Consider the following 21,665-nt stretch of genomic DNA (forward strand, 5'->3'; position numbering starts at 1 on the left):
CTGCCTCCTCACAGCCCCGTCCACCTCGCCATACGGATCAGCGGCACGCCGCTCCTCCCTGACTGGGCCACCTCCCCGGTGATGACCGTGGCGCTCCTCATCCCGCCCGTGCTGCTCGTCCTGCTCGCCGTGTGGCTGATCCGCCAGCAACGCCGCCGGCAGCATCAGACCAACCGCTGGCGCGGGACTGTCGCGGTGCCGGTCGCGGCCGTGGCCGCCCTCGGCTGCACCGCCTACAGCGCGGACACCAGCTGGCGGTTCGCCGCCGACTACCTCGACATGGGCGGCACCGCCGAGCGCGTCGCGATGTTCGCCGCCGCCGAGCTGGCCCTGTTCGCCACCGCCCTGATGGCCCGGCAGAACCTCAACGGCCCGAAACAGGCTCCCGGCCTGCCCGGCACCCTCACCTGGGTCATCACCGCAGTCCAGGTTCTGCCCGCCTACGCCGAGTCCGGACTGGTCGGCGGCACCGTGCGAGCCTTCGTCGGCCCGGTCATGGCTGCGATGCTGTGGCACCTGGCCATGGGCATCGAGCTGCGCCACCGCGCCCCCGACGCCGCCTCACGCAGCCTGGCCGCCGTCCTGGTCCGCCAGGCCCGCGAACGCCTCCTGGCTAGACTCGGCATCGCCGACCAGGACGCCGACGCCGCCCGCCTCATCCGCGACCGCGCACTGAGCGAAGCCGTCGCCCTGATCCTGCGCGCCGAGTCGATGACCGACCGCCAGCGCGGCAAGCGGCGGCAACGACGCCTGGCAGAACGCCTGCACGAGGCCCTGGAGCGGGCCGGCGTGGACGGGGATCCGCTCCAGGACGAGCTGCTGCTGCGCAAGCTCGCCACCCGCAAGCAGGCCCTCGGCCTCGCTTCCATCACGCTGCCGCCGCGCTGGGAGGTCCCAGCCTCCAACCCCGCCCGGGAATCCGGGCAGAGCAGCCCGCGCGCCGGTCGCGCCGCACAACTGCCGCAGGCAGAGGAAACTGCCCGCCCGCACCCGTCAGATCCGGGTGACCACGAGGTCCCTCTGGCTGCCCGCCCGCAGCCTGCCCGCCCGGAGGCCGGGCTGCCCGCACGGGCAGAAGCCGAAGACAGCCCGGCACCCTCGGGCAGCAGCGTGGGCAGCGTGTCGGGCAGGCGCGAGCGGAAGGCGGCTGCCCGGAAGAAACGTGACGCCGGCAAAGCCCGTGCCTCCGATGAGGTCATCCTCAAGCACGCTCGCCGCATCTACGAGGGGACCGGCAGCGTCGGCCGCGACCGGGTCGAGGACGCCCTGCGAGCCGTCGGCTACACCGTCTCCAGCGACGGCGTCGGACGAGTCGTCCGCGAGTTCAAGGCCCGGCTCAAGGCCGCAGCCGGCGATCCACTCCGCTGATCGTCGCAGCACCAGCACTCCCACCAGACCCCGACCCGAAGGGCCCCATGCACACCCCGAACCACGAAGACCCCACCACCCACGAGGATTCCCTGCCGACCACCCCTGCCCCAGGCGGAGCAAGTTGGTGCAGGAGCATTGCTCCCGTCGGGAGCAATGCTCCTGCCTCTCCCGCGTCGGCAGCGGCGGGAGCGGATCGGCACCGGGAGGCGCCGACCCATCAGGATGCGACCGAGGGCGGATCGCATCCTGAGAGGGAAGAACCGCGTCCCTGCCACAGCACCGACTGCGCTCACGCTGCCCCGTCGAAGCCCCGTGTGCAGCAACGTGAACGTCTGCGTGATGAGAAGAAGCGTGTGCACCAGCCCAGCTGCCGCATGAACGACGACGAGTACCAACTCCTCCTCCGGGCAGCCGCCGTGTGCCACATGAGCGTGGCCGGGTTTCTTGCCCGCTCGGCGCTCAACGCTGCCCGCGACCTGGAGCGCACCGCTGCGGACATCGCGGGCGAGAAAGAGATGCTGCAGGAGCTGTTCGCGCTGCGGCGACACCTCGGGCAGATCGGCAACAACCTCAACCAGGTGGCCAAAGCGCTGAACTCCGGAGCCGACGCCCCGCAGGCCGAGGCGGTCCTCGCCGCTGTCCAGCGCGCCGCCAAGCGTGTCGACGCCTTCACCCAGCAGTACCTGGACCACAGGACGGCTGCGTGATCCCGCGCGTCCACGCCAGGGGCACGCGCACCATCGGCCTGCTCCACTACCTGTACGGGCCCGGCACACATGAGGAGCACGTCGTCCCGCACCTGGTGGCCGCCTGGGACGGTCTTGCCCCCGATCCCGACCGAGACCCCGGCGCCACGTACGGCGATCTCCAGCGGCTGCTCGACCAGCCGGTGATGGCCCTGCCCGAGAGCCGGCGGCCCGCCGAGCACGTGTGGCACCTGTCGGTACGCGCCGCCCCCGAAGACCCGATCCTGTCGGACGAGCAGTGGGGCGAGATAGCCCGCAGGATGGTCGCCGCAACCGGTATCGCCCCCGACGGCGACGACGCCGCCTGCCGCTGGGCGGCCGTCCGGCACGCCGACGATCACATCCACATCATCGCCACCATCGTCCGTGAAGACGGCCGCCAGGCCCGCCTCCGCCAGGACGGCAAACGCTCCCAGGCCGAAGCCCGCAAGATCGAGATCGACTACGGGCTGCGCCGCCTAAGCACCGGCGACGGCACTGCCGCCCAGCGGCCTACCAGCGCCGAACGCCACAAGGCAGAGCGGGAAGGCCGGGAGCGTACCGCGCGGGAGGAGCTGCGGGAGACCGTGCGCCGCGCCGTTGCTGGCACGGCCTCCACGGAGGAGTTCTTCGACCGCCTGGCCGCCGCCGGCCTGCTCATACGCAAGCGCGTCGCGCCCTCCGGTGACCTGCTCGGCTACAAGGTCGCGCTGCCCGACGACCGCAACGGCGAGCAGGAGCCGGTGTTCTACGCGGGCTCCACGCTCGCACCCGATCTGTCCCTGCCCCGCATCCGCGAACGCTGGACGCTTCCCGCGGAGCCCGCTTCGGCGGACGGCTCACGGCTGGAGCAACCCGCCCTGCCGGACGTGACAGGTCCCGCGTTCGCGCGGCGCCGGGCCACCGCCGCTACCTGGCAGGCCCTGCTGATCATCGATGCCGGTGACGACGGCGCGGCAGCGGCCCAGATCACCGCGGCGGGTGAGGTGCTGGACGCGCTGGCCAAGACCTCCGCCGCCCACACCCGCGCTGAGATGCGCGAGGCGGCGTTCGTGTTCGAGCGGGCCAGCCGCTCCCACGTGAAGGCCGTACGCGGGCACGACCGCTCCCTGCGCCAGGCCGCCCGCGATCTCGTCCGCAGCGGGCCCGCCCTGGGCCGAGGGGAAGACGGCGCCACCACCGCCATGCTCATCGACATGGCCTTCTTCCTCGTCATCGCTGCGGCGAACTGGCATGCAAAGAGGGAGCACGCGCAGCAGGCTGCCGCAGCCCAGCAGGCAGCCGAACACCTTCGGGCAGCCTACGAAACCGCCGCAGCCCAGCCCATGGCCACCCTCCGACAGCGAGGCCAGCGTCTGACTCCCCGTGTTCGGCAGCGGCAAGCCGAGCTTCTCCAGCAAGTCCTGCCAGATCTGGCCGAACGCATCCGTGCCGAGGCCGGCTGGGCCGCCTTGGCCGCCACCCTCGACGACGTCCGCAAGGCCGGCCATGACCCGGCGGTTCTACTGACCGACGCCGCCCGACGACGCGAACTCGATACCGCTGACTCCATCAGCGACGTCCTCGTATGGCGACTACGCCGCGGCGCCCACCTGCTGGCCCTACCCGCAAGCCCCGACGGAACGGCCACCCCAGGCACTCGGCTCACCGCACCCCCGGCGCCCGCCACGCGACCGGCCAACAGCGCCGTAACCGACCCCAGCCGTCGGCGCTGACCAGCCAAAAACTGGCGGAACATAGCCGACGATCGCCGGCTGGGCAAACCGCCGATTCTCCGGATCATTGATGCCCCCACCCACCCCACTCCTGTGAGGAGCACCCGCATGCCCACAACCCAAGCCCGACCCGAAATCGTCGTCCTGCTGTGCGACGCGGACATCAAGCGCAAGCGTGAAACCAACACGTGGAACCACCTCGACGGGCGCCCGTTCAGCAAGGAGGAACGGGCCCTCGTCCTCAGTGCCACCCGCTTCGAGTTCGAAGAGATACAGGAGCAGTTCAAGCGATACCGGGAGTACCGGCGCACGATGGACGAAGCTCCGGATGCTCTGGAGCGCTTCCTGGCCCCGTTCATGGAGCGTCTCGCCGAGAAGAAGCTTGGCAACGCCGTCGAGCTCATGAACGAGGAGGAGCGAGCCGAACTCGATCACCTCCTCGGGCTCATCGTCGAACCAGTCCGTCCCTTCGCCCCGTACGCCTTCTGAGCCTGGGCCCGCATGTCCAACGTGGCGGTGCTCCGCTCCCAAGGCGGAGCCAGCCTCTGACACACCGAGCCGCGGGAGTTCAGGCGGTAGCCGGTCCAACGCGCCGCCGCGAATGAAGCACAGGGCGGTAGTAGTCGGTCCAACGCGCTGCCTCGAATGAAGCACGGGGCGCAGTGACGAACCGCTCCCTGTAACCGCGGACCGTAACGCCACGCAGACGCCGGCCAAGGCACAGCAGCACGAAGGCGGGCCTCCCCGAAGCGAGGCCCGCCTTCGATGCCTTGGATGGCCCTCAGCCGGCCGGAGCGCGCAGGAGCCGGTCGCGTGTGCTCTCCGGCAGTACCCGGCGCAGGACCGGTGCGCTGGAGCTGAGGGAGTCGGCGAAGGCTGCGACGAGGTCGTGCGGCACGCTGGGGCCGAAGGACGCCGCCCACAGGTAGCCCGCGCCGAGCACCGGTTCGGCCCACGCCTGCCACCCGGACAGGGCCGCCTCGTCAGCCTCAGCCACCAGCGCGAGTGGGTCGCCATCCTGGATGAGGGGCGGCACCTCACCGAGGCGGATGTGGGAGGCGAACGTTGGATCCACCGCGCCTGTGCCGGGCTGGTCGATGTCGCGCAGCCACCCGTGCGCCGTTACCGCGTCGAGGACCAGCTCGGGGCCACCGCACGGCAGGGCGGGCTGATCTTGGGCGTCGAGCGCGGCAAGGAAGCCGGCGAGGATCTCCCCGGGGACATCGGAGGTGAAGTAGGCCGACCAGTGGGCGAGCGGGCTGCTCGGGTCCGTACGAGCGGACACTTGCCAGGCGATCGGCAGGTTCCCCAGGTGGAACGGCTCGTCCGGCAGGACCCACTGCGCCCACCGCAGGGAGTCGGGGCTGAAGTGCAGGACGGTGCTGCGCAGGACCTGACGGTCCTCCGGCGCCTCGTCCGGCTCCTGGCGCCCGCGGACGATCGTCAGGCTCGTCCACCCCAGGCCAGCGAGGGTGTCAGCGACGGCGTCGTAGAGGCATCCGTCGTCACCGGCCAGATGACGGGGCCCGACCCAATACGCGGACGGAACACAGGCCGGAGCGGGTGGATCGATCGGGAAATCGGAATGCAGGTACGCCTCCAAGGGGCTGGGGGCTGGGGGGCTTGATGCCGCCAGCGGTGCGTAAAGCTGGAGGGGGGTGCCGGGCCGGCTTCGCGGCGGCCTTGGGTGGCCGATGACCGGGCTACCCCGTCTCGCCCTCACCAGGCGGAGACAGGTTCCCCCAGGGCGCCGACTCGAGCATCTGGCTGTCACACGCGCTGGTAGGTCTCCAGCACGCGCGCAACTGCGGCAGCGACGACATCGGCCGGTGTCTCGGTGTCGAAGGACATCTGGTAGCCGCGCACCTTGGCCGTACCGGTGACGGCGATCTTCCACCCCTCGCAGTCGGTACCAGGACGGCCGGACGGAAACCATCCGAGATAGAAGCGACCATCCTTCGAGTTGACGTGTACGTCCGCGCGGTCGTCGACGACCAGGTGAAAGTCGTCGGCGGAGAACTGATCCATCACGAGCGTGGCCTGACCCGGGCCGAGCAGCCACTCACGCAGCCGCAGGGCCTCGACGCTGGTGGAGAATCCGGGGCCCTGGGGTGCCGCAGTCACGGGCAATCACCTCTTTGACCTGGTGCTTTGCAAGAAGGTCGTCCAGGTTCACATGCCGCTCCGGCGTTGGCCAGTCATCCGTGGATCTTTGCTGTCTGCCCCCAGCGAACTGCGATGCAGATCGCGGCATGTGGGATCTCACGTTCTGTGGCCGAATCTCAGTACCGTGGTCACCCGCTGGCCAATCGGCCACAAACGCGCACGCCCGAAACCGGCCCACCCAGGAAGACCAACCCCTAGACTGCGCGCTATGTCCGATGCCGCAGACGCCGCGCCCCAAGTCCGTGGGTCGTACGCGCGCGCGACATCTATCAAGCCTCTCGCTGATTTCAATTTGCTAGTTCAGTTGGGGCCAATCCCGGGGACGAGCCCTCGGGCCACGATGAACGACTTGCAGTTCGCCGCAATTCAGCTGCACGGCAAGCTCATTCGCCACGGGGTCGTGCAGTTCACAGCTGGGTCAGGAAAGTCACATTCGCTGGGGGTGCTGCTGCGCAGCGCCTTGGTCCTCAGGGACGCGAAGGCAATCCTTGACGAGGCGCAAGATCAGCGGGCAACTGCTGATCTTGCGCGGCGTCTCCTCTCTTCCGCCGAGAAGGACACCCGGCTTCCCTCGATCACAACGCCAGTGAGTCGGCCGACCACGATCTGGGGCACTGGGCCCGCCCTAGCTCCCGACGAGCTGGCGGCGGCCAGCAAGGTCGTCGCGCTGTTTTGGCTCGCCACAGTAGACCTGCTGTCCGGGCGTCTTGAACCCGGCCGCTACGAGTTGGGATCTCAGGCACCACCGCACGAGTCCTCACCGTGTGGGGTGATCGGCCTTTCTGCGCCTCGGGTACCGCGGGCACCGGGAGGACTGGCTGCTCTGCCGGCCCCTTCCCACATGTGCGCGCTTGCTGCCTGAGCTGTTCAGCTACGGGCGGCTGACGCCCGTAGTTTCGAGAGGTACACCAGTGAACGGCCTCACTCTGTCGGTGCTGGCGGTGGTTGGGTTCATCAGCCTCGTGCTCGTGATGGGCGAAAAACTAGCCAGCGACGTCGAGCAGTTCTTCACGACGTGGATCGGCGTCTTCCAGCGACTTCGTGATCTTCTTCGGAGGCAGCCCCCTCCGGGTGGCCGCGACGACGAGGACGGTGATCGCTGAGCGAGCGCACAGGGGATCACGCCCCTCCCCTCCGACGGCGACAGCCGTCGGAGGGGTCCACCCCGATCCACGGCGTCACACCACAGACGGTGCTTCCCTCAACGTGCTCCGAAGAAGTCGTAGATCATTTGGCCGAAAGCAGGTTCCGAGCTTCCTCGGCGCACCCCCACGACAGCGTGACGCCGGCGCCTCCGTGCCCGTAGTTGTGCACGACCACGGTGCCGGCCTCCCCCACCTCTTCCTCCACACGGACCGTGGCGCGGGTCGGTCGAGCGCCGACCCGGTGCTCCAGGACACGGGCCTCGGCGACGCGGGGCTCGACCTCGGCACAGCGGGCGAGGATGTCGGCAGCCGCCTTGTCGTCGGGGGCCAGATCGCCCTCGCCGTCGATCGCCGTGCCCCCCAGGACGACGGTGTCGCCGTGGGGGTAGAAGCACAGGAGGTCCGGGGAGAGGCCGGTGTCCTCGGAGAAGAACTCGGTCAGCCCGGGGTTGGTGACGACGACGTGCTGGCCGCGGATGGGCCGGAGGTCAGGGTCCGGAACCAGGTCGCGCGCCCCGAGGCCCGCGCAGTTGATGATCGCCGAAGCCGGACCAGCCTCCGAGAGCGAAGTCAGCCGTCGCCGCTCGACCACACCCCCGGCTTCGCGGAGTCGGCGCAGGAGGTAGTCGAGGTAGGTGGGCATGTCGATCAGTGGCACGGTGAACCGGTAGCCCGCTGTGAACCCGGCCGGGAGTTCGGCCCGCTCGCACGGTCGGAAACCTGGCAAGGTTGTGGCCCAGTCCGGCGCGGCCTCGGCCGTGCGGGACGCTTCGATGCCACTGGTGAGCCGGACGCCCGTCGCCGGGTCTTGGGCCAGTTCCCGGAAGATCTCCAGGGACCGTTGTCCCCACTGGTCGACCTTGTCCTTCGGTTCGACCAGGTAGGGCCCCCACATCGCCCCGGCCGCCAGCGACGTGCCCCCCGGCACCTGCTCGGCGATCACGTGCACCGAAGCCCCGGCCTCGGCGAGAACGACGGCCGTGGTGAGCCCAGCCACCCCAGCCCCGACAACGACAACGCGCTCCCCTGCGGTCATGAACCTGACCCTAACGGCCGGGTTGCGTCGATGGGGCGTGTTGGGCGAGGGCGTTCTCCAGGGCTGGCAGGAAGCCGCGCACGTGAGGGTTGCGCTGTCGGCGACGGAGGTCGGCGGCAAGTTGGTGGAGCAGCGCCGCGCTGCGAGGGGAGCGGACGACATCGAGGCGGTCGGCGGCGATCTGGCCGATCTCGCAGGCTGCCTCCAGGTCTCCGTGCGCGCTGTGCCCCAGGGCCAGCCAGGCGCCCTCGAACATGGCTCGGCGCTGGCTTGGGTCGCCGCGCGGCACGTCGTACGCCCCGGACTTGAGCATCTCGGTCCCCTGGGCGAGGAAGCGACGGCTCTTTTTTCCGCTCTCCGCCTTCTGCTGTGCACGACCCATCTGGATGAGGCCGTAACCAGCCTGGCAGTCCAGGTGGTTGTCGGTGAGGAAGTACATCCAGCGGGGCTCTTCTTGGCGGCCGTCCCGGCTTGCGATCAGTTCGCGGGCAGCGCCACGAGTCTGGGCGAAGTCGTTGTCACGGCCGGCGGCGGCGTACGCGTAGGCGAGCCGGGACAGGACGGACGCCCGGACGGCCAGCGGGGCGGCATCGCTCGCACGGCGGGCGGCCTCTCCGAGGGCGATGGCGTCTGCGGGGTGTCCTCGACTCGCCGCCTGGAAGGACAGGTCGCCCAGGATGTGGGCACACAGGGGAAGGTCATTGACCTGATGGGCGGCCCGAAGCGCCGTGACGAAGTAGCGCTGCGCCAGTCCGTGGTCGGCCGCGTCGAAGGCCATCCAGCCGGCCAACTGGCCGATCTCCGCCAGCGCGCGGATCAGACGGCTCGCGACAGCCGGAGGGTGGCCGCCTTCGCGAATCAGCAGCCCTACAGCCCGGAACTGCGCTCCAACGTATGGCAGATGACGTGCCCCTCCGTGCTCGTCATCGAGCAACTGGAGCATGGGGAGATGCTGCTCGACCTGGTCCACGAGCGGATCGGTGCCGAGCGACGACGTCATTCGAGGTGTGTACTGACCGCGTCCCGCGGTACCGTCGAGGTACTGGGCGACGATCGCGAGGAGTCCCGCGCCCGAGATCGCGAGGAACCGACGGCGGTCGACGAGCCCTCCCATCACCCAGTCCTCCACGATCGCCTCCATGCCCTGCGCGGTCCAAGGCCGCGCGAGATCCGTGTCCGCGGGGACCAGCGCTGACGAGTCGCCGACACGGCCCTGCCACAGTTCGGCCACCGAGACATTCCTACCCAGCTCCTGGGAGAGCACGTAGGCGGCCATCATCGGCAACGGCGAGCGCGGCACGGAGCCGGCGTCCCGCCAGTGGTACGGCGCCGACTCGGCCACCGTCCCCGCGCCGAAGACCCGGTTGAGCTTGCGAGCGAGCGCCTTCGGGCTCCACCCGAGTTCGTCGAGGCACCCCGCCAGTACGACGTTCGGCTCGCCTGTCTGCGGCGCCACGTGCGACCACCCTTCGCTCCAGTGGTTCGTCCCATCACTTCGCGAGCCCCATGGTGATGTCCCTGGACGGACGATTCACCACCGCCGCATGGAAGTTGACCGAGTTGACCCACTGATCGGGTCCCGCCTGACCGTCCCCCTCCTGTGTTCTTGGAGCCCGGCGGAGGCGCCCGTCTTCCGAGCCGACGGAGAAAGAGGTGGGCCTTGAGACAGCACACGAGCACCTCCCCAGGCCGACCGGGCGATGTGCTGGACCGTGACGCCGGACGACCAACCCCCGGACGCGGGCTCGCCGCTGGCGACGGCACGACCACCCTGATCACGGATCTGCCGTACGGACCGAAAGCGGCCGAGGTCGCCCGGGGCGCCGTGACGCTGGCGCTGCGTGGCACTGAGACGGACGTACTTGCTGACGCCCGCCTGATCGGGTCGGAACTCGCGACGAACGCCTTCGTCTCGGGCAGTCCTCCGTTGGTTCTGTGCGTCGACCGCAGGAGTCTGGCCAGCGGCGGCCTGGAGATCGAGATCACCGTCACCGACGGCGGCTGTTCCCGCCCGGCACCCGCTTCTCCTACCGCGCCCGACGAGCAGGCCGAATCAGGACGGGGACTGGCCATCGTCGATGCCTTGGCCGATGCCTGGTCGCTGACGACTGGCACCAGCGGCTCTCGTGCCTGGTGCCGACTCACCCACAGGCCGTGCTCCTCGTCCGCCGGCGCCTGATGTCCACGCCTGCCCAAACCCGTCCTCCAAGGAGGCACCACACAGTGCGCATCGACCACGCGACTTCCCCACCCTCACGCACGGCTGTGCCGGAGGCCACTCGTCAGCCCAGGGTCGTCGTCGCTCTCCACGAGGGCTTCTACGGAGCGGAGTCGGGCACCGGCTTCAGCAACCGCGCCTTCCTCACGGCACTGGCCCGGCTCCTGCCGACAGGCCGCCTCTCAGTGATCACCCCGCACGTGCCCGAGACCGCGGGGGCGCACAATCAGCGGTGGGCCCGCGAGGTGCGGCAGATGCTGTGGCAGGCCGCGGCTGAGGTCATCACGATCCCGGAGGTCAACGCGCCGCCGGACTCGGTCCGCGGCTCGGTTCAGCTGTGCGACCTGGCGGGCGAGGCGGCCATGCGCATCTCCGCGCTGGCGAGCCGGTGCCTCATCGTCGGCCTCGACATCCCGTTCCTCGGGCTCGCGCCCTACACGTCGCCGACCACGGACCTGCTGCTCGTGCCCCGCTCCACGACCGCGCTGACGCGGCCCAAGGATGTCTCCCGCGTCCGATGGGAGCGGGACGCCCTGCAAGCGGCGACACTCCGAGGTGCGCGCGTCGGGGCCATCTCCTCCCACATGCGAGGCCACCTCGTCGTCAACTACGCCGTCCCTCGGTCGAGCATCGTGAGCATCCCGAACGGGCTGATCCGTGAGGAGATGGTCAGGCCGGCCACGGCTCTGCCGCTGCCTTTCAAGGCCCGCGCCGGATTCCTTCTCGCCATGGGCCGCGCAGTCCCGACGAAAGGTTTCGAAGACCTCCTGGAGGCGTTGCGTCTGCTGAAGGAACGCGGTGTCCCCGTTCCTCACCTGCTGCTGGCTGCCGTGACCTCGGAGGAACACCAGCACCTCTCCTCGTACCAGCAGGACCTGGCGGCAGACATCCGAGCGCACGATCTGGACGCGACTCTGATCACTCGCTTCACCCCCGCGATCCGTGCCTGGCTGCACAGCCCGGCCCTGCGCGCGGTCATCGTTCCCTCTCGCGAGGAGCCCTTTGGCCGGATACCCCTGGAGGCGTTCGCAGCCGGTGCGGGCCCGGTGGTCGCGACCACGGCCGGCGGCCTGGCTCAGACCGTCATCGAGGGCGAGACCGGCTTCACGGCCGCACCGCAGGACCCCAGGTCGCTGGCCTCAGCCCTGCACCGGGCCCTGACCGTCCTGCCCCGAGAGCGCGATCGGCTCCGGAGCGCCGGGGCGGCCCTTGTGCGCTCCCGCCATGACTACGAGGCCAGCGTCGGTTCCGTCATGGACCGCATCGCCCCTTGGGCGCTGGCCCAGTCAGCCATCGCGGAGGGCCGCGCGCGATGAACCAGCCGGTGGTGCTGATCAGCCTGGAGTCCCCGCACTCCTTCTGGCGGCTGTCCTCCGATCACGAGCGTGCGCTGTCCGCCTCCTTCCCCGGCATCGAGTTCCGCAGGGCGACCGACGGGGCCGTGCCGCACCAGCTGGCCGACGCACACGTCTACTTCGGATGGCGATTCGCGCCCTCGTGGCTGTTCGCCGCGCCACATCTGAAGTGGATCGCTTCCCCGGCCGCCGGCACCGACCATCTGCCCGTCACCGAGGCGCACTCCGTCGGGGTGGCCCTGACCCGCTCGTACGGCTTCCACGGCAGGCCCATGGCTGAGCACGCAATGGGGCTGGTCCTGGGCTTCTCCCGCGGGCTTTTCATCAGCCAGCACGTCCAGCGGAACCGTGCCTGGTGGAAGGACGACCTGGCCGAGGAGTTCTTCGACCTGGCGGGGGCGACGATGACCATCGTCGGCTGCGGCAGCGTCGGGCGCCACCTCGCCCAGGCCGCCCGGACCTTCGGCATAAACGTCATCGGAGTGCGCCGGACACCACCTGCGGCTTCCGAGGGCGGGATCACGTGGGTGCACACGACGGCAGTGCACCAGGCGGTGTCCGTCGCCGACGTCGTGGTCAATCTGCTGCCCGCGACCCCTGGCACGCACCGCTACTTCGACCACGACCTCTTCTCGGCGTGCAAGCCCCGCTCTCTCTTCCTCAACCTCGGCCGCGCGGCAACCGTCGACCAGCCGGCCCTCCTGGCCTCCCTCGACACCGGCCACCTGCGCGGCGCGGCCCTGGACGTATTCGATCCGAAACCGCTGCCCGCCCGCCATCCGCTGCGGCTCCACCCCCGGGTCGTACTCACCCCGAAAAGCTCGGTGTTCTGCCGCGTGTACATGGACGAGGCGGTGGCGTTCTTCGCCGACAACCTGCACCGCTACCTCTCGGGCCAGCCCCTCAACGGCCTGGCCGAGGCGCCCGCCACCCGCTCTCCGCTCGTAGGAGGCTGACCAATGCCCACCCCAGACCACGACGACCTGGCCGCCGCCTTCGCCGCCGCAGGCCGCAACCACCCCTACCTGGCCTTCACCCTCAACTCGCTGTGCAACCTGGACTGCGTGTTCTGCAAGCCCCGGTGCATGCCGGACTACGGGCACAAGGACCGGCCCCTGACCGCCTCCGACTACGCCGCCATCGCCACCGAGGCCGGGACCTGGAAGATCAGGAAGGCACACTGCTCCGGCGGTGAACCGACCCTCCGAGCCGACATCCTCGACGTCATCGCGGGCCTCGCCGACGGCCTCGGGCCCGACGCCGCGATCGGCATGACCAGCCACGGCAACCTGCGCCGGGGGCTGAGCGTCGAACAGCTCCACGACGCCGGCCTGACCTACCTCAACCTCAGCCTCCACAGCCTCGACCCGGCGCGGTCCGCCGCGATCATGGGCGGCGGCGACCCGCGCACCACCCGGAGCACCCTCGACGCCGCCCTCTCCCTGGGCCTGCGAGTGAAGATCAACTGCGTTCTTCAGCGCACCTACCTGGACGACGCCTTCGCCGTGGCCGAACTCGCCCGCGACCTGCCCGTCGCCGTCCGCCTGATCGAACTCCAGAACATCGGCCCCGCCCAGGCGCTCTTCGACACCGAGTTCATCACCGAGGCAGAGGTCCGCGACCGTCTCCACGAGTGGTTCGCGAACGCCGGCGAAGTCCCCCGGGACCAACTGGGCGTCCGCAGCCCCGGGCAGTATCTCCGTCCCGACGGCTGGGCAGGGTCGATCGGCTTCATTTCCAACTCCAGCTGCGCCACATGCTCCGACGCCAACCGAATCAAGATCACGCCCACCGGAGTGGCGCGACCCTGCATCCTGCACAACCGCGACATCCCCCTGAAGCCCCACCTCGCCGACGGCACACTCGGCGACGCCTTCGCCCACCTCTTCCAGGCCATGCTCGACCGCAACACCAACGACGCCTGGCAGGGCTTCCATTACGTCGACTACGACCTGCGCTGGGATCGGATGGAGCGCCCCGAAGGCACTCCGGTCCTGCCCCTGCTCCCCGTCCTCCCCACGGAAGCGGCTGACTCCTCCTGCGCCCGCGCCTCTGTCGGGGAGCGGTGATGGTCGTCGTCGACGCGCCGCCTCTCTACCAGGAGCTCGGCGCTCTGTACGAACGCGAGCTGGACGCCCACGGCGTCGGGGCCGTGATGCTCACCCACAAGTGGCAGCCGGCCGACCTGCTGGCTCCGCACTCCGACATCGACGTACGCGTCGTCCTTCCCCAGGCCCCCGCCGACTGGGAAGAGTGGAACCACCGCCTGGCCGCCGCACACGCCGCCGCGGTCGAACGGGAAGTCTTCCATCGACGTCTCCTGGAGCACCCGCCCGGCTTCGCGTTCACCGTGACCGAGGCGGACGGGCGGCTCGTGTCCGCGCCCGAACTCGCGACCTGGTCCCTGATCAGCGGCAGCGCGCGGGACTTCCAGCGCTGGAAGTCCCGGGCCCAGATGGCGCCCTGGTGCGCCGTGGACGAGCGGTTCTACCGGGGGATCCTCCAGGCCCGGATGGGTGGCCGGTACCAGCTGGCTGCGGACAGCACGGACAACGTGGCCGAGGACATCGCCGCGTACCGGCGCCACTGCGTGGCGTGGCACTACCTCGCCCCGTGCTGGTTCGCCGCCGCGGCACTGGCGACCCGGACCCGCTGCCCCGGAAAGACGGCGGCCCTCACCCAGTGGCGGCCGGAGGGACTGGACGGATACGCCGAGCTGTTCCTCCGGCACTCGGAGCACCATGCCGATGCCCGCCCACGGAGTCCGCGCCACCTGCTCCGCGCGGCCCATGTCGTCCTGGAGGCGGCCATGCGCCGCGTTCCTGTCGGGGACCGCCCAGACGGCCAGAGGCATGAGCACACTCGTACCGACTGGGTGATGACGGCCGGCATGCTCCGTGTACGCGTCGCCCGCTGGCTGTACTACCTCGATCCGCCGCCCGGCGTGGCGACCGAGTACCTGATCCGGCGGGAGGCGAAGGAACTCCGCTCCGCCGCGCAAACGCTGACCGTGCTCGCGGCAGACGAGGTGACTGCCGCCCAGCAGCTGGCCGCCCGTATGGCGGCGTTGATCCCTACCGGGCCGACCACCGCCGACACGCTGCGCGTGACCCTCGCGCGCTGGCACCAGCAGAAGACCACCGTCCAGGACTTCCTCAGTCTCACGCCCGATGACGTCCACCTCTGACCCAAGGAGTCTCGCAATGACCCCGCGTGCGCCGGTGCCCCGCACCCTCAAAACGGCGAAGGTCAAGATCACCACGAAGTGCAACCGGCACTGCGACTTCTGCATCTTCGCCGACGGCGCCCAGGGCGAGAACATGTCCCAGGACCTGTTCTTCACCATCCTGACCCGGCTGGAGACCATCCCCTTCCAGCAGCTGCACATCAACGGCGGCGAACCCACCGTGCACCGGGACTTCCCGGCGCTCAGCGACGCCGCCCGCACGCGGCTGCCGGACAAAGTCATGGTCCTGGGCACGAACGCCATCACCCTGGCCCGCAACCAGCCGATCATGGACGCGACCCTCCGCTCCTACGACCAGATCCTCATCGGCTGCGACGACGAACACGGGAACTACGACGAGGTGCACGCCGTCGTGCCCCGCCTCCGCGAAGCCGGCAAGACCGTCGTCGTCAACAGCGTCCTGGAAGGCATCAGTTCCACACGGCTCACGCAGCTCGGGACGCTGTGCGAGAAGTACGGCGCCATCCACGTCACCAACCACGTGCACCACGTCGACGTCGGCCAGCCCGCGAACGAGCTGCGCGGCCTCTGCGACCGCTACCTCGACCAGCACCTCATGATCGAGATGGACGGGTCCTGCTACCGCTGCTTCAACGCCATGGCGAAGGACGACAGCGAGTTCAGCATCTGGGACGAGGACTTCGCGGCCAAGGTGTTCGCGCCCCGGAGGCACCACTTCCGGTTCTGCCTGCGCTGCCACGAGTACACCGACTCCGGCGCCGCACTCGTCCCCGCCCTCACCGTCTGATCGGGAGGTACACCACCATGCCCGCAGTCCTCGGACTGAACTTCCACCACGACACGGCCGCCGCGTTAGTCGTCGACGGCCGCATCTACGCGGCCGAAGAGGAGCGCTGGAGCGGCGTCAAGCACAACCACCCCACCCGCAAGGGCACGCTCACCGCCCCGACCCGCGCGCTCCAGTGGTGCCTGGAGGCCGCCGGCATCGAACTGGAGGACGTGGACGCCGTCTGGGCCGCCTCCATGCGTCCCAACCCCGCGGCCGGCTGGTGGCTGGCCGAGGAACGGGAGGAACTCGCCGCCCTCCTGCCCGCCCCGCTCGGCGAACACCTCCGTCTCCTCTCCCACCACACTGCCCACGTGCTCTCCGGCTACCTGCTCTCCGGGCACGAGCACACCGCGGGCCTCGTCATCGACGCCGGCGGCTCCTCACTGGGCTCCGACTTCGGCCCGGGCCGGGAGCGCATCACGGGGTATGACCTGTGGCCTGATCGCGTCGACCGCCTCTACCAGGGGATGCCGGCCGTCATGCCGGGCCCGGTCGGGCCTCGGCGCGTCCACTCCTCCCTCGGGCACTTCTACCGGAACCTCGCCCGGCGAGTGATCCCACCCGGCGACGAGCCCGAGGGCAGCATGATGGCGCTCGCGGCCTTCGGCGATCCCCAGCGCTACGGAGCACACGTCCGCGAACTGGTCCGGCTCGGCGACGAGGGCGAGATCCGCATCGATCACCCGTGGGGTTCGGCGGACAGCAGCACACCGCTGCTGCTCGATGGCCGGGCCTGGACCGCCGACAACGTCGCGGAACAGCCGGAACACAAGCGTGCCGACCTGGCCGCCGCCGTCCAGGAGATCTTCGCCGAATCGGTCGTCCACATCGCCCGCCACCTGCAACGACTCACTCGAGCCTCAACGTTGGTGTTCTCCGGCGGATGCGCCCTGAACTCCCACCTCAACGGCCAGCTGGCCACCGACAGCGGTTTCGACACCCTCTTCGTCGCACCGGCCCCGCACGACGCCGGCACAGCCGTTGGCGCCGCGCTCTACGGCTGGCACTACCAGCTCGGGCAGGAGCGCCTGCCGGTGCCGACCGACGCGGCCTGGGGCCCGAACCCGGGCGCGCTACCAACGACAACGGTGCCGCCCGGCTATCACGCCTTGCCCCACCTCGGGCTCGGGCTGGCGCCCGCAGTGGCGGCACTGCTCGCCGAGCACCGCATCGTCGGCTGGGTGCAGGGGCAGCTCGAATTCGGGCCGCGTGCCCTCGGCCATCGCTCGATCCTCGCCCACCCCGGTCACGCCACCACGCGGGACCGACTCAACGCGATCAAGAAGCGAGCCGCGTACCGCCCGTTCGCGCCGGCCGTCCTCACCGAGCACGCCACGGAATGGTTTATGTCGGCGGGCGACCCCTTCATGAACCGTGTCGCCACCGTCCGACGGTGCCGAGCCGACCGAGTCGCGGCGGTCACCCACCACGACGGCACCGCCCGCGTCCAGTCCGTCGCCGCCGACCACCAGGGCCTGCGCGATCTCCTTGAGCAGTTCCGCGACCTCACCGGACTGCCGCTGCTGCTGAACACATCCTTCAACCGCAAAGGCGCCCCGATCCTGCGGACCGCTGAGCAAGCCGTGGCAGCGGCGGTGGACCTGCGCCTCGACGCCCTAGCCGTCGGGGACACCCTGCTGCTCGCCGACCACGTCCCCGATCCCCGTGCCGCGTCCGCTGGTACGAGGTGAGGCGGATGGACCCCATCGATCTCGACCACGTCCTGACCGTGCTCGGTGCCGCCGCGTGGAGCCCGGACGAGCAGTCTCGCGCCCGCGTGGCCGCCGGCCTCGCTCTCACGGTCTACGACGGCTACACCCGAGACCAGGGCACCCCATACCTGGAGCACCCGCTGGCCGTCGTCAGGCTCTTGCGAACGGAGATCGGCGTCCGGCGCCCCGAGCCCCTCCTCCTCGCCCTCCTGCACGACGCCTTGGAGGTAGCGCCCGAGTCGGAAGCACTGCTCGTCCACCACCTCGGTGGCCCGTTCACCGCCCGCCTGCGTGCCATGACGGCCGACCACCGCCTCGAACAGCGCCCGAAGTCCGTCGGCGACGAGACCCGCTGGCGCGCCAAGCAAGCCGCGCTCCCGCCCGAGGACCTCCTCGTCCGGCTCGCCGACCGCCTGCACAACCTGCGCGACCTCGCCGCGTCCCCGAACCTCGACCGGCGCCGACGGTTCCTCCAGACCCTGGGCGATTTCCACCTCCCCCTCGCCGACGCCGCCCGCGGCCTCGGCCCCCATCTGGAGACCATGCACGCGCGCCTGCACGCCGAGTACGTCCACCACATACAGGAGGTACGTCCGTGAAACGGGTCGTCTACTCGATGGAGCCGGTCGGCCGGACCGGCGGCCGGGTCTACCTGCGGATGCTCCACGAAGTGACGGCCGACGACGTGGAGTGGCGCACCGTCCCGGACCACAAGCGGACCTACCGGGTCCGCCGCTGGCGCAAGCTCCGCCACCTCACCCGCCTGGCCCCTTCCATACGGGCGCTGCACGGCGCCACCGGCACCTTCGTGTGGGACGACCTCAGCCTGCTGCTGTTCACGCCCGACATGCGCGCCCGCACGGTGTTCCTCCTGCACCACTACGAGCCGCTCCAACATGACTCCGCCCCCATCGAGGCCATGCTCTGGGAGCGGCTGTTCCGCGTTCTGCCGCAGTGCGCAGCCGTTGTGTGCGTCGCCCCGTACTGGGCCGACCAGCTCCGCGCCCGAGGCGTCCGCAACGTACGGGTGATCTACAACGCCTTCGACATGATCGAGATCGAGCAGGCACGCGGCTACGACCGGGCCGAGTGCCGCGCCGAGTTCGGCCTACAACCCGACGTGATCGGCGTCTACGCGGGCAAGGCCGTGCACTGGAAAGGGACCGAGGAGGTCTCCGCAGCCCTCGCCGGCGTTCCCGGACTGAGGGTGATCACCAGCGGCAGCAACACCATCGGCCTCGACAGCGCGCACTACGACGTCGAACGCGAGCGGTACCTGCGTCTGCTGCGCGCCTGCGACGTCGGCATCTTCCTCCCCCGCATGCGGGAGGGCTGGAGCCGCTGCGCCGCCGAGGCTTTACTCCTCGGCCTGCCCTGCCTCATCCGCCCGGTGGCCGGCCTGGGCGACCTCGCCGCGCTGGCCGGCCAGCCGGCCCCGGACCTCCGCCACCTCCCGGCACAGGTCCGGCAGCGCGCGGCGGCACGCCACACCGAGGCCAAGGCGGCGTACGAGGCCCTGGCCCGGTTCGACCTGAACTACTTCGGCGACGCCTGGGGCAACCTGCTGACGCAGGTCGCCTGAGCAGCGGCTAAGCCTGCGCGGCCAGCTTCTTGCTGGCGGCGTCCAGACGGGCCAGCACGCGGTCCCGGCCGAGCAGCTCCATGGACTCGAACAGCGGGAGTCCGATCGTCCGGCCGGTGACCGCGACCCGGATGGGCGCCTGAGCCTTGCCCAGCTTCAGCCCGTGCTTCTCGCCGACAGCGAGCAGAACGGCCTTCAGGTCGTCCGCCTTCCAGTCCGCGACGCCGGCCAGCTCGGCGCGGGCGTCCGACAGGATGTCGCCAGCGCCTGCCTTCATCGCCTTGTTCCACGACGCCTCGTCCTCGACCGGCTCGTCGAGGAACAGGAAGTCCACATAGCTGGTGATCTCGGAAAGCAGCGCCAGCCGGGTCTGGGCCAGGGAAGCCGCAGCCTCGAAGACGTCCTTGTCGAACGCCTCCGGCCGCCACGGCGCGTAGGGGGCGACGAGCCACGGCGCGCAGGCGGCGGCGAACTGCTCCGGCGACAGGGCGCGGATGTACTCGCCGTTGAACGCCGTCAGCTTCTTCACGTCGAAGAAGGCCGGCGCGGTGTTTACGTCCTCGATCCGGAAGAGCTGCTCCAGCTCCTCGTACGGCCTGATCTCCCGGTCCTCACCCGGGCCCCAGCCGAGCAGCATGAGGTAGTTCACCATCGCCTCGGGCAGGAAACCCTCGGCGAGGTAGTCCTCCAGCGCCACCTTGTCCCGGCGCTTGGACAGCTTCTGCCGCTTCTCGTTCACGATCACCGGCAGATGTGCCCACACGGGCGGCTTGGCACCGAGCGCCTCCCACAGCAGCTGCTGCTTCGGCGTGTTCGACAGGTGCTCCTCGCCGCGGATGACCTGCGTGATTCCCTCGTCCAGGTCGTCCACGACGTTGGCGATCAGAAAGACCGGGGACCCGTCACCACGGGCGATTACGAAGTCCTCGATCGCGCTGTTCGGGAACGCCGGCTCCCCGCGGACCAGGTCGACCACGACGGTCTCCCCCTCGTCCGGCGTCCGGAACCGCAGCGCCCGCCCCTCCTCGAAGGCCAGCCCCCGGTCCCGGCAGAACCCGTCATACCCGAGGTGCTCCGAGCCCGTGCGCTCCTTCAGCTGCTCCCGGGTGCAGTCGCAGTAGTACGCCCGGCCGGCCGCGAAGAGCTGCTGAGCCGCTTCCCGGTGCCGCTCGGCATTGTGCGACTGGAAGTACGGCCCCTCGAAAGCCGCATCCTCGCCATGGATGCCGATCGCCGCGAGCGCGCTGATGATGCCCTCGGTCCACTCCGGCTTGTTCCGGGCTGCGTCGGTGTCCTCGATCCGCAGCACGAACCTGCCGCCGGACTGTCGCGCCACCGCCCAGTTGTAGAGAGCGGACCGTGCACCACCGACATGGAACATGCCGGTCGGGGACGGGGCGAAACGAACGCGAACCGGGGCAGTAGACATGCGCTCCAGGGTACCGACGCCGGACCTGTACCCCGGACCACTCGCCCTACCCCCACACCGATGTTTTCGGCCTTACTCGCTACCGGACTGGGCCGTCGTTAGCCCAAGTGCTGCTGCTGGAGGATCACTCAGGTACGACTCCAGCGGCGGATACGGGGGCGCTTGACCGCGGATGCGCTCGTACCACGGAAGTACACCCCCGTTGCATCCCCAGCACAGCAATCCCCTGATGCATTGACCGCAGGACTCACCCTTGTCGGGGCAACACTCATGGTCGTGATCAAGATGCAGACCATCTCCGTCGCCGTGCACCACCGGGCAAATAGCGCACTTGTACCCCTGATACTCAAAAAGGAGATACACATCCAAGAACGATCGCTTGTGCTTACCGGCTCGGGTCATGATCCCCTGACACAGCTTGCAGTTACCCCGGGGCAGGCCACCTCGCCCGGCATCGGTTCCGAAGCGAGTAAGCGGAAGTTCCTGCTGACACGAAGTACACCAGTAGACGCCTCGATCTATGAGCTGTCGGCCCGCGTCGGGCGGAGTCCTAAGCACAAGGGGGGTGAGCGGCTGACCGCGTCTCTTCATCAGTGCATGTGATCGACATAGCCCTTCCGCATCTTCACGCGCCCTTGCACACTCCGGACCCGGCACTGGTATTCCCTTCGAACAGGGGCAGGAAGAACGGAGTACGGCACTCCGCGGCGCCGCTGATCACTGTGTGTCCTGCACAGGCCACCGCTGTACACGGCGTGCTCGCACCCTGCCATCGCCACGCACTTGGCCTCGGGGTTGATCACCCAGTCGTACAGGGGAGTGAGTACCGCCCCCTTCCTGAGCTGCTGATAGTGCGCAGTGCAGAGCCCCCGAGCCTGGTGCGACCTGTCGCAACCGGTGAACCCACAGGTTCCACTCATGCCCTTGTTCACCAGCGGACGCAGGTCGCGCCCTCTCCGAATCTGGTCGTAGTGCCCCTTGCAGTAGCCCTTCGCAAGGTGTGGACGCTCGCACCCCTCGAAGTTGCACCCCCTCCAAGCGTTGCGAGTTTGGAGAGGGGTCAGTTGCTTGCCCTGGCGCTTCTGGTTGTAGTGGCTCTGGCAGAGCACCCCGCGGTTTGCCTCCCGGCCGCATCCGGCAAACTCGCACTCCCTGCGCCTACTCATGCTCATGG

20 protein-coding genes are annotated in these 21,665 nt (G+C 69.7%); 14 read left to right on the plus strand and 6 right to left on the minus strand.

From position 1 onward, the window contains the following. Window positions 1-81 precede the first annotated feature (81 nt). From ACYF6T_RS22870 to ACYF6T_RS22885, 4 genes are all read left to right on the plus strand, one after another. Window positions 82-1,368: a hypothetical protein gene (locus tag ACYF6T_RS22870; RefSeq protein ID WP_461698672.1), complete on the plus strand. Its 1,287-nt coding sequence runs from the start codon at window positions 82-84 to the stop codon at window positions 1,366-1,368. Between the two features lie 356 nt (window positions 1,369-1,724). Continuing rightward, window positions 1,725-2,078 carry a plasmid mobilization protein gene (locus ACYF6T_RS22875; protein ID WP_241838045.1) on the plus strand — a complete coding sequence of 118 codons (354 nt, stop codon included), beginning with the start codon at window positions 1,725-1,727 and terminating at the stop codon, window positions 2,076-2,078. Next, entirely contained in the window at window positions 2,075-3,811 is a 1,737-nt protein-coding gene (locus ACYF6T_RS22880) for a relaxase/mobilization nuclease domain-containing protein (RefSeq protein WP_461698673.1), read from the plus strand. The genes ACYF6T_RS22875 and ACYF6T_RS22880 overlap by 4 nt, the downstream gene beginning before the upstream one ends. A 108-nt stretch (window positions 3,812-3,919) precedes the next feature. After that, entirely contained in the window at window positions 3,920-4,300 is a 381-nt protein-coding gene (locus ACYF6T_RS22885) for a hypothetical protein (RefSeq protein WP_356124281.1), read from the plus strand. Between the two features lie 292 nt (window positions 4,301-4,592). Here the strand turns inward: ACYF6T_RS22885 and ACYF6T_RS22890 are convergent, their stop codons facing one another. After that, window positions 4,593-5,414 (minus strand): SPDY domain-containing protein, encoded by an 822-nt coding sequence (locus ACYF6T_RS22890; protein ID WP_356124278.1) that lies wholly within the window; start codon window positions 5,412-5,414, stop codon window positions 4,593-4,595. A gap of 167 nt (window positions 5,415-5,581) precedes the next feature. Then, complete coding sequence (locus ACYF6T_RS22895) at window positions 5,582-5,935, minus strand: SPDY domain-containing protein (protein ID WP_461698674.1); 354 nt, start codon at window positions 5,933-5,935, stop codon at window positions 5,582-5,584. Between the two features lie 953 nt (window positions 5,936-6,888). Between ACYF6T_RS22895 and ACYF6T_RS22900 the strand changes: the two genes are divergently transcribed. Continuing rightward, window positions 6,889-7,080, plus strand: coding sequence for a hypothetical protein (locus ACYF6T_RS22900; RefSeq protein ID WP_208880722.1), 192 nt, complete (start codon window positions 6,889-6,891; stop codon window positions 7,078-7,080). Between the two features lie 124 nt (window positions 7,081-7,204). Here ACYF6T_RS22900 and ACYF6T_RS22905 read toward each other — a convergent pair whose 3' ends face one another. After that, window positions 7,205-8,158: an FAD-dependent oxidoreductase gene (locus tag ACYF6T_RS22905; protein WP_461698675.1), complete on the minus strand. Its 954-nt coding sequence runs from the start codon at window positions 8,156-8,158 to the stop codon at window positions 7,205-7,207. A 10-nt stretch (window positions 8,159-8,168) separates the two neighbouring features. After that, window positions 8,169-9,614 carry a carph-isopro domain-containing protein gene (locus tag ACYF6T_RS22910; RefSeq protein ID WP_461698676.1) on the minus strand — a complete coding sequence of 482 codons (1,446 nt, stop codon included), beginning with the start codon at window positions 9,612-9,614 and terminating at the stop codon, window positions 8,169-8,171. Between the two features lie 204 nt (window positions 9,615-9,818). Here ACYF6T_RS22910 and ACYF6T_RS22915 point away from each other — a divergent pair, with 204 nt between their 5' ends. From ACYF6T_RS22915 to ACYF6T_RS22955, 9 genes are read left to right on the plus strand one after another with little or no spacing between them, the layout of a single operon-like run. Beyond that, window positions 9,819-10,337, plus strand: coding sequence for an ATP-binding protein (locus ACYF6T_RS22915; RefSeq protein WP_461698677.1), 519 nt, complete (start codon window positions 9,819-9,821; stop codon window positions 10,335-10,337). Between the two features lie 44 nt (window positions 10,338-10,381). Continuing rightward, window positions 10,382-11,692, plus strand: coding sequence for a glycosyltransferase family 4 protein (locus tag ACYF6T_RS22920; RefSeq protein ID WP_461698781.1), 1,311 nt, complete (start codon window positions 10,382-10,384; stop codon window positions 11,690-11,692). Continuing rightward, the gene (locus ACYF6T_RS22925; protein ID WP_461698678.1) at window positions 11,689-12,687 is read left to right on the plus strand and encodes a D-2-hydroxyacid dehydrogenase; all 999 of its coding nucleotides are present in this window, start codon (window positions 11,689-11,691) and stop codon (window positions 12,685-12,687) included. The genes ACYF6T_RS22920 and ACYF6T_RS22925 overlap by 4 nt, the downstream gene beginning before the upstream one ends. Window positions 12,688-12,690: 3 nt before the next feature. Continuing rightward, complete coding sequence (locus ACYF6T_RS22930; protein WP_461698679.1) at window positions 12,691-13,800, plus strand: radical SAM protein; 1,110 nt, start codon at window positions 12,691-12,693, stop codon at window positions 13,798-13,800. Beyond that, a complete protein-coding gene (locus ACYF6T_RS22935; protein WP_461698680.1) occupies window positions 13,800-14,918 on the plus strand; it encodes a hypothetical protein in 1,119 nt (372 codons plus the stop codon). The genes ACYF6T_RS22930 and ACYF6T_RS22935 overlap by 1 nt, the downstream gene beginning before the upstream one ends. 16 nt (window positions 14,919-14,934) lie before the next feature. Further along, window positions 14,935-15,726, plus strand: coding sequence for a radical SAM protein (locus ACYF6T_RS22940; RefSeq protein ID WP_461698681.1), 792 nt, complete (start codon window positions 14,935-14,937; stop codon window positions 15,724-15,726). A gap of 17 nt (window positions 15,727-15,743) precedes the next feature. After that, on the plus strand, window positions 15,744-17,459 hold the full coding sequence (locus ACYF6T_RS22945) for a carbamoyltransferase C-terminal domain-containing protein (protein ID WP_461698682.1): 1,716 nt from the start codon (window positions 15,744-15,746) through the stop codon (window positions 17,457-17,459). 5 nt (window positions 17,460-17,464) lie between these two features. Then, window positions 17,465-18,079, plus strand: coding sequence for an HD domain-containing protein (locus ACYF6T_RS22950; protein WP_461698683.1), 615 nt, complete (start codon window positions 17,465-17,467; stop codon window positions 18,077-18,079). After that, window positions 18,076-19,062, plus strand: coding sequence for a glycosyltransferase (locus ACYF6T_RS22955; RefSeq protein WP_461698684.1), 987 nt, complete (start codon window positions 18,076-18,078; stop codon window positions 19,060-19,062). The genes ACYF6T_RS22950 and ACYF6T_RS22955 overlap by 4 nt, the downstream gene beginning before the upstream one ends. A 7-nt stretch (window positions 19,063-19,069) precedes the next feature. Here the strand turns inward: ACYF6T_RS22955 and gltX are convergent, their stop codons facing one another. Then, entirely contained in the window at window positions 19,070-20,443 is a 1,374-nt protein-coding gene (gene gltX / locus ACYF6T_RS22960) for a glutamate--tRNA ligase (RefSeq protein WP_461698782.1), read from the minus strand. Window positions 20,444-20,563: 120 nt separating this feature from the next. Beyond that, complete coding sequence (locus tag ACYF6T_RS22965) at window positions 20,564-20,893, minus strand: endonuclease domain-containing protein (RefSeq protein WP_461698685.1); 330 nt, start codon at window positions 20,891-20,893, stop codon at window positions 20,564-20,566. Window positions 20,894-21,665: the final 772 nt, after the last annotated feature.

Source organism: Streptomyces sp. 7R007, from assembly GCF_054850255.1.

Coding starts and splice junctions, on each gene's coding strand:
- ACYF6T_RS22870 (WP_461698672.1), top strand. CDS start 82: ATGACCGTGGCGCTCCTCATCCCGCCCGTGCTGCTCGTCCTGCTCGCC.
- ACYF6T_RS22885 (WP_356124281.1), top strand. CDS start 3,920: ATGCCCACAACCCAAGCCCGACCCGAAATCGTCGTCCTGCTGTGCGAC.
- ACYF6T_RS22905 (WP_461698675.1), bottom strand. CDS start 8,158: ATGACCGCAGGGGAGCGCGTTGTCGTTGTCGGGGCTGGGGTGGCTGGG.
- ACYF6T_RS22925 (WP_461698678.1), top strand. CDS start 11,689: ATGAACCAGCCGGTGGTGCTGATCAGCCTGGAGTCCCCGCACTCCTTC.
- ACYF6T_RS22930 (WP_461698679.1), top strand. CDS start 12,691: ATGCCCACCCCAGACCACGACGACCTGGCCGCCGCCTTCGCCGCCGCA.
- ACYF6T_RS22935 (WP_461698680.1), top strand. CDS start 13,800: ATGGTCGTCGTCGACGCGCCGCCTCTCTACCAGGAGCTCGGCGCTCTG.
- ACYF6T_RS22940 (WP_461698681.1), top strand. CDS start 14,935: ATGACCCCGCGTGCGCCGGTGCCCCGCACCCTCAAAACGGCGAAGGTC.
- ACYF6T_RS22945 (WP_461698682.1), top strand. CDS start 15,744: ATGCCCGCAGTCCTCGGACTGAACTTCCACCACGACACGGCCGCCGCG.
- ACYF6T_RS22950 (WP_461698683.1), top strand. CDS start 17,465: ATGGACCCCATCGATCTCGACCACGTCCTGACCGTGCTCGGTGCCGCC.
- gltX (WP_461698782.1), bottom strand. CDS start 20,443: ATGTTCCATGTCGGTGGTGCACGGTCCGCTCTCTACAACTGGGCGGTG.
- ACYF6T_RS22965 (WP_461698685.1), bottom strand. CDS start 20,893: ATGACCCGAGCCGGTAAGCACAAGCGATCGTTCTTGGATGTGTATCTC.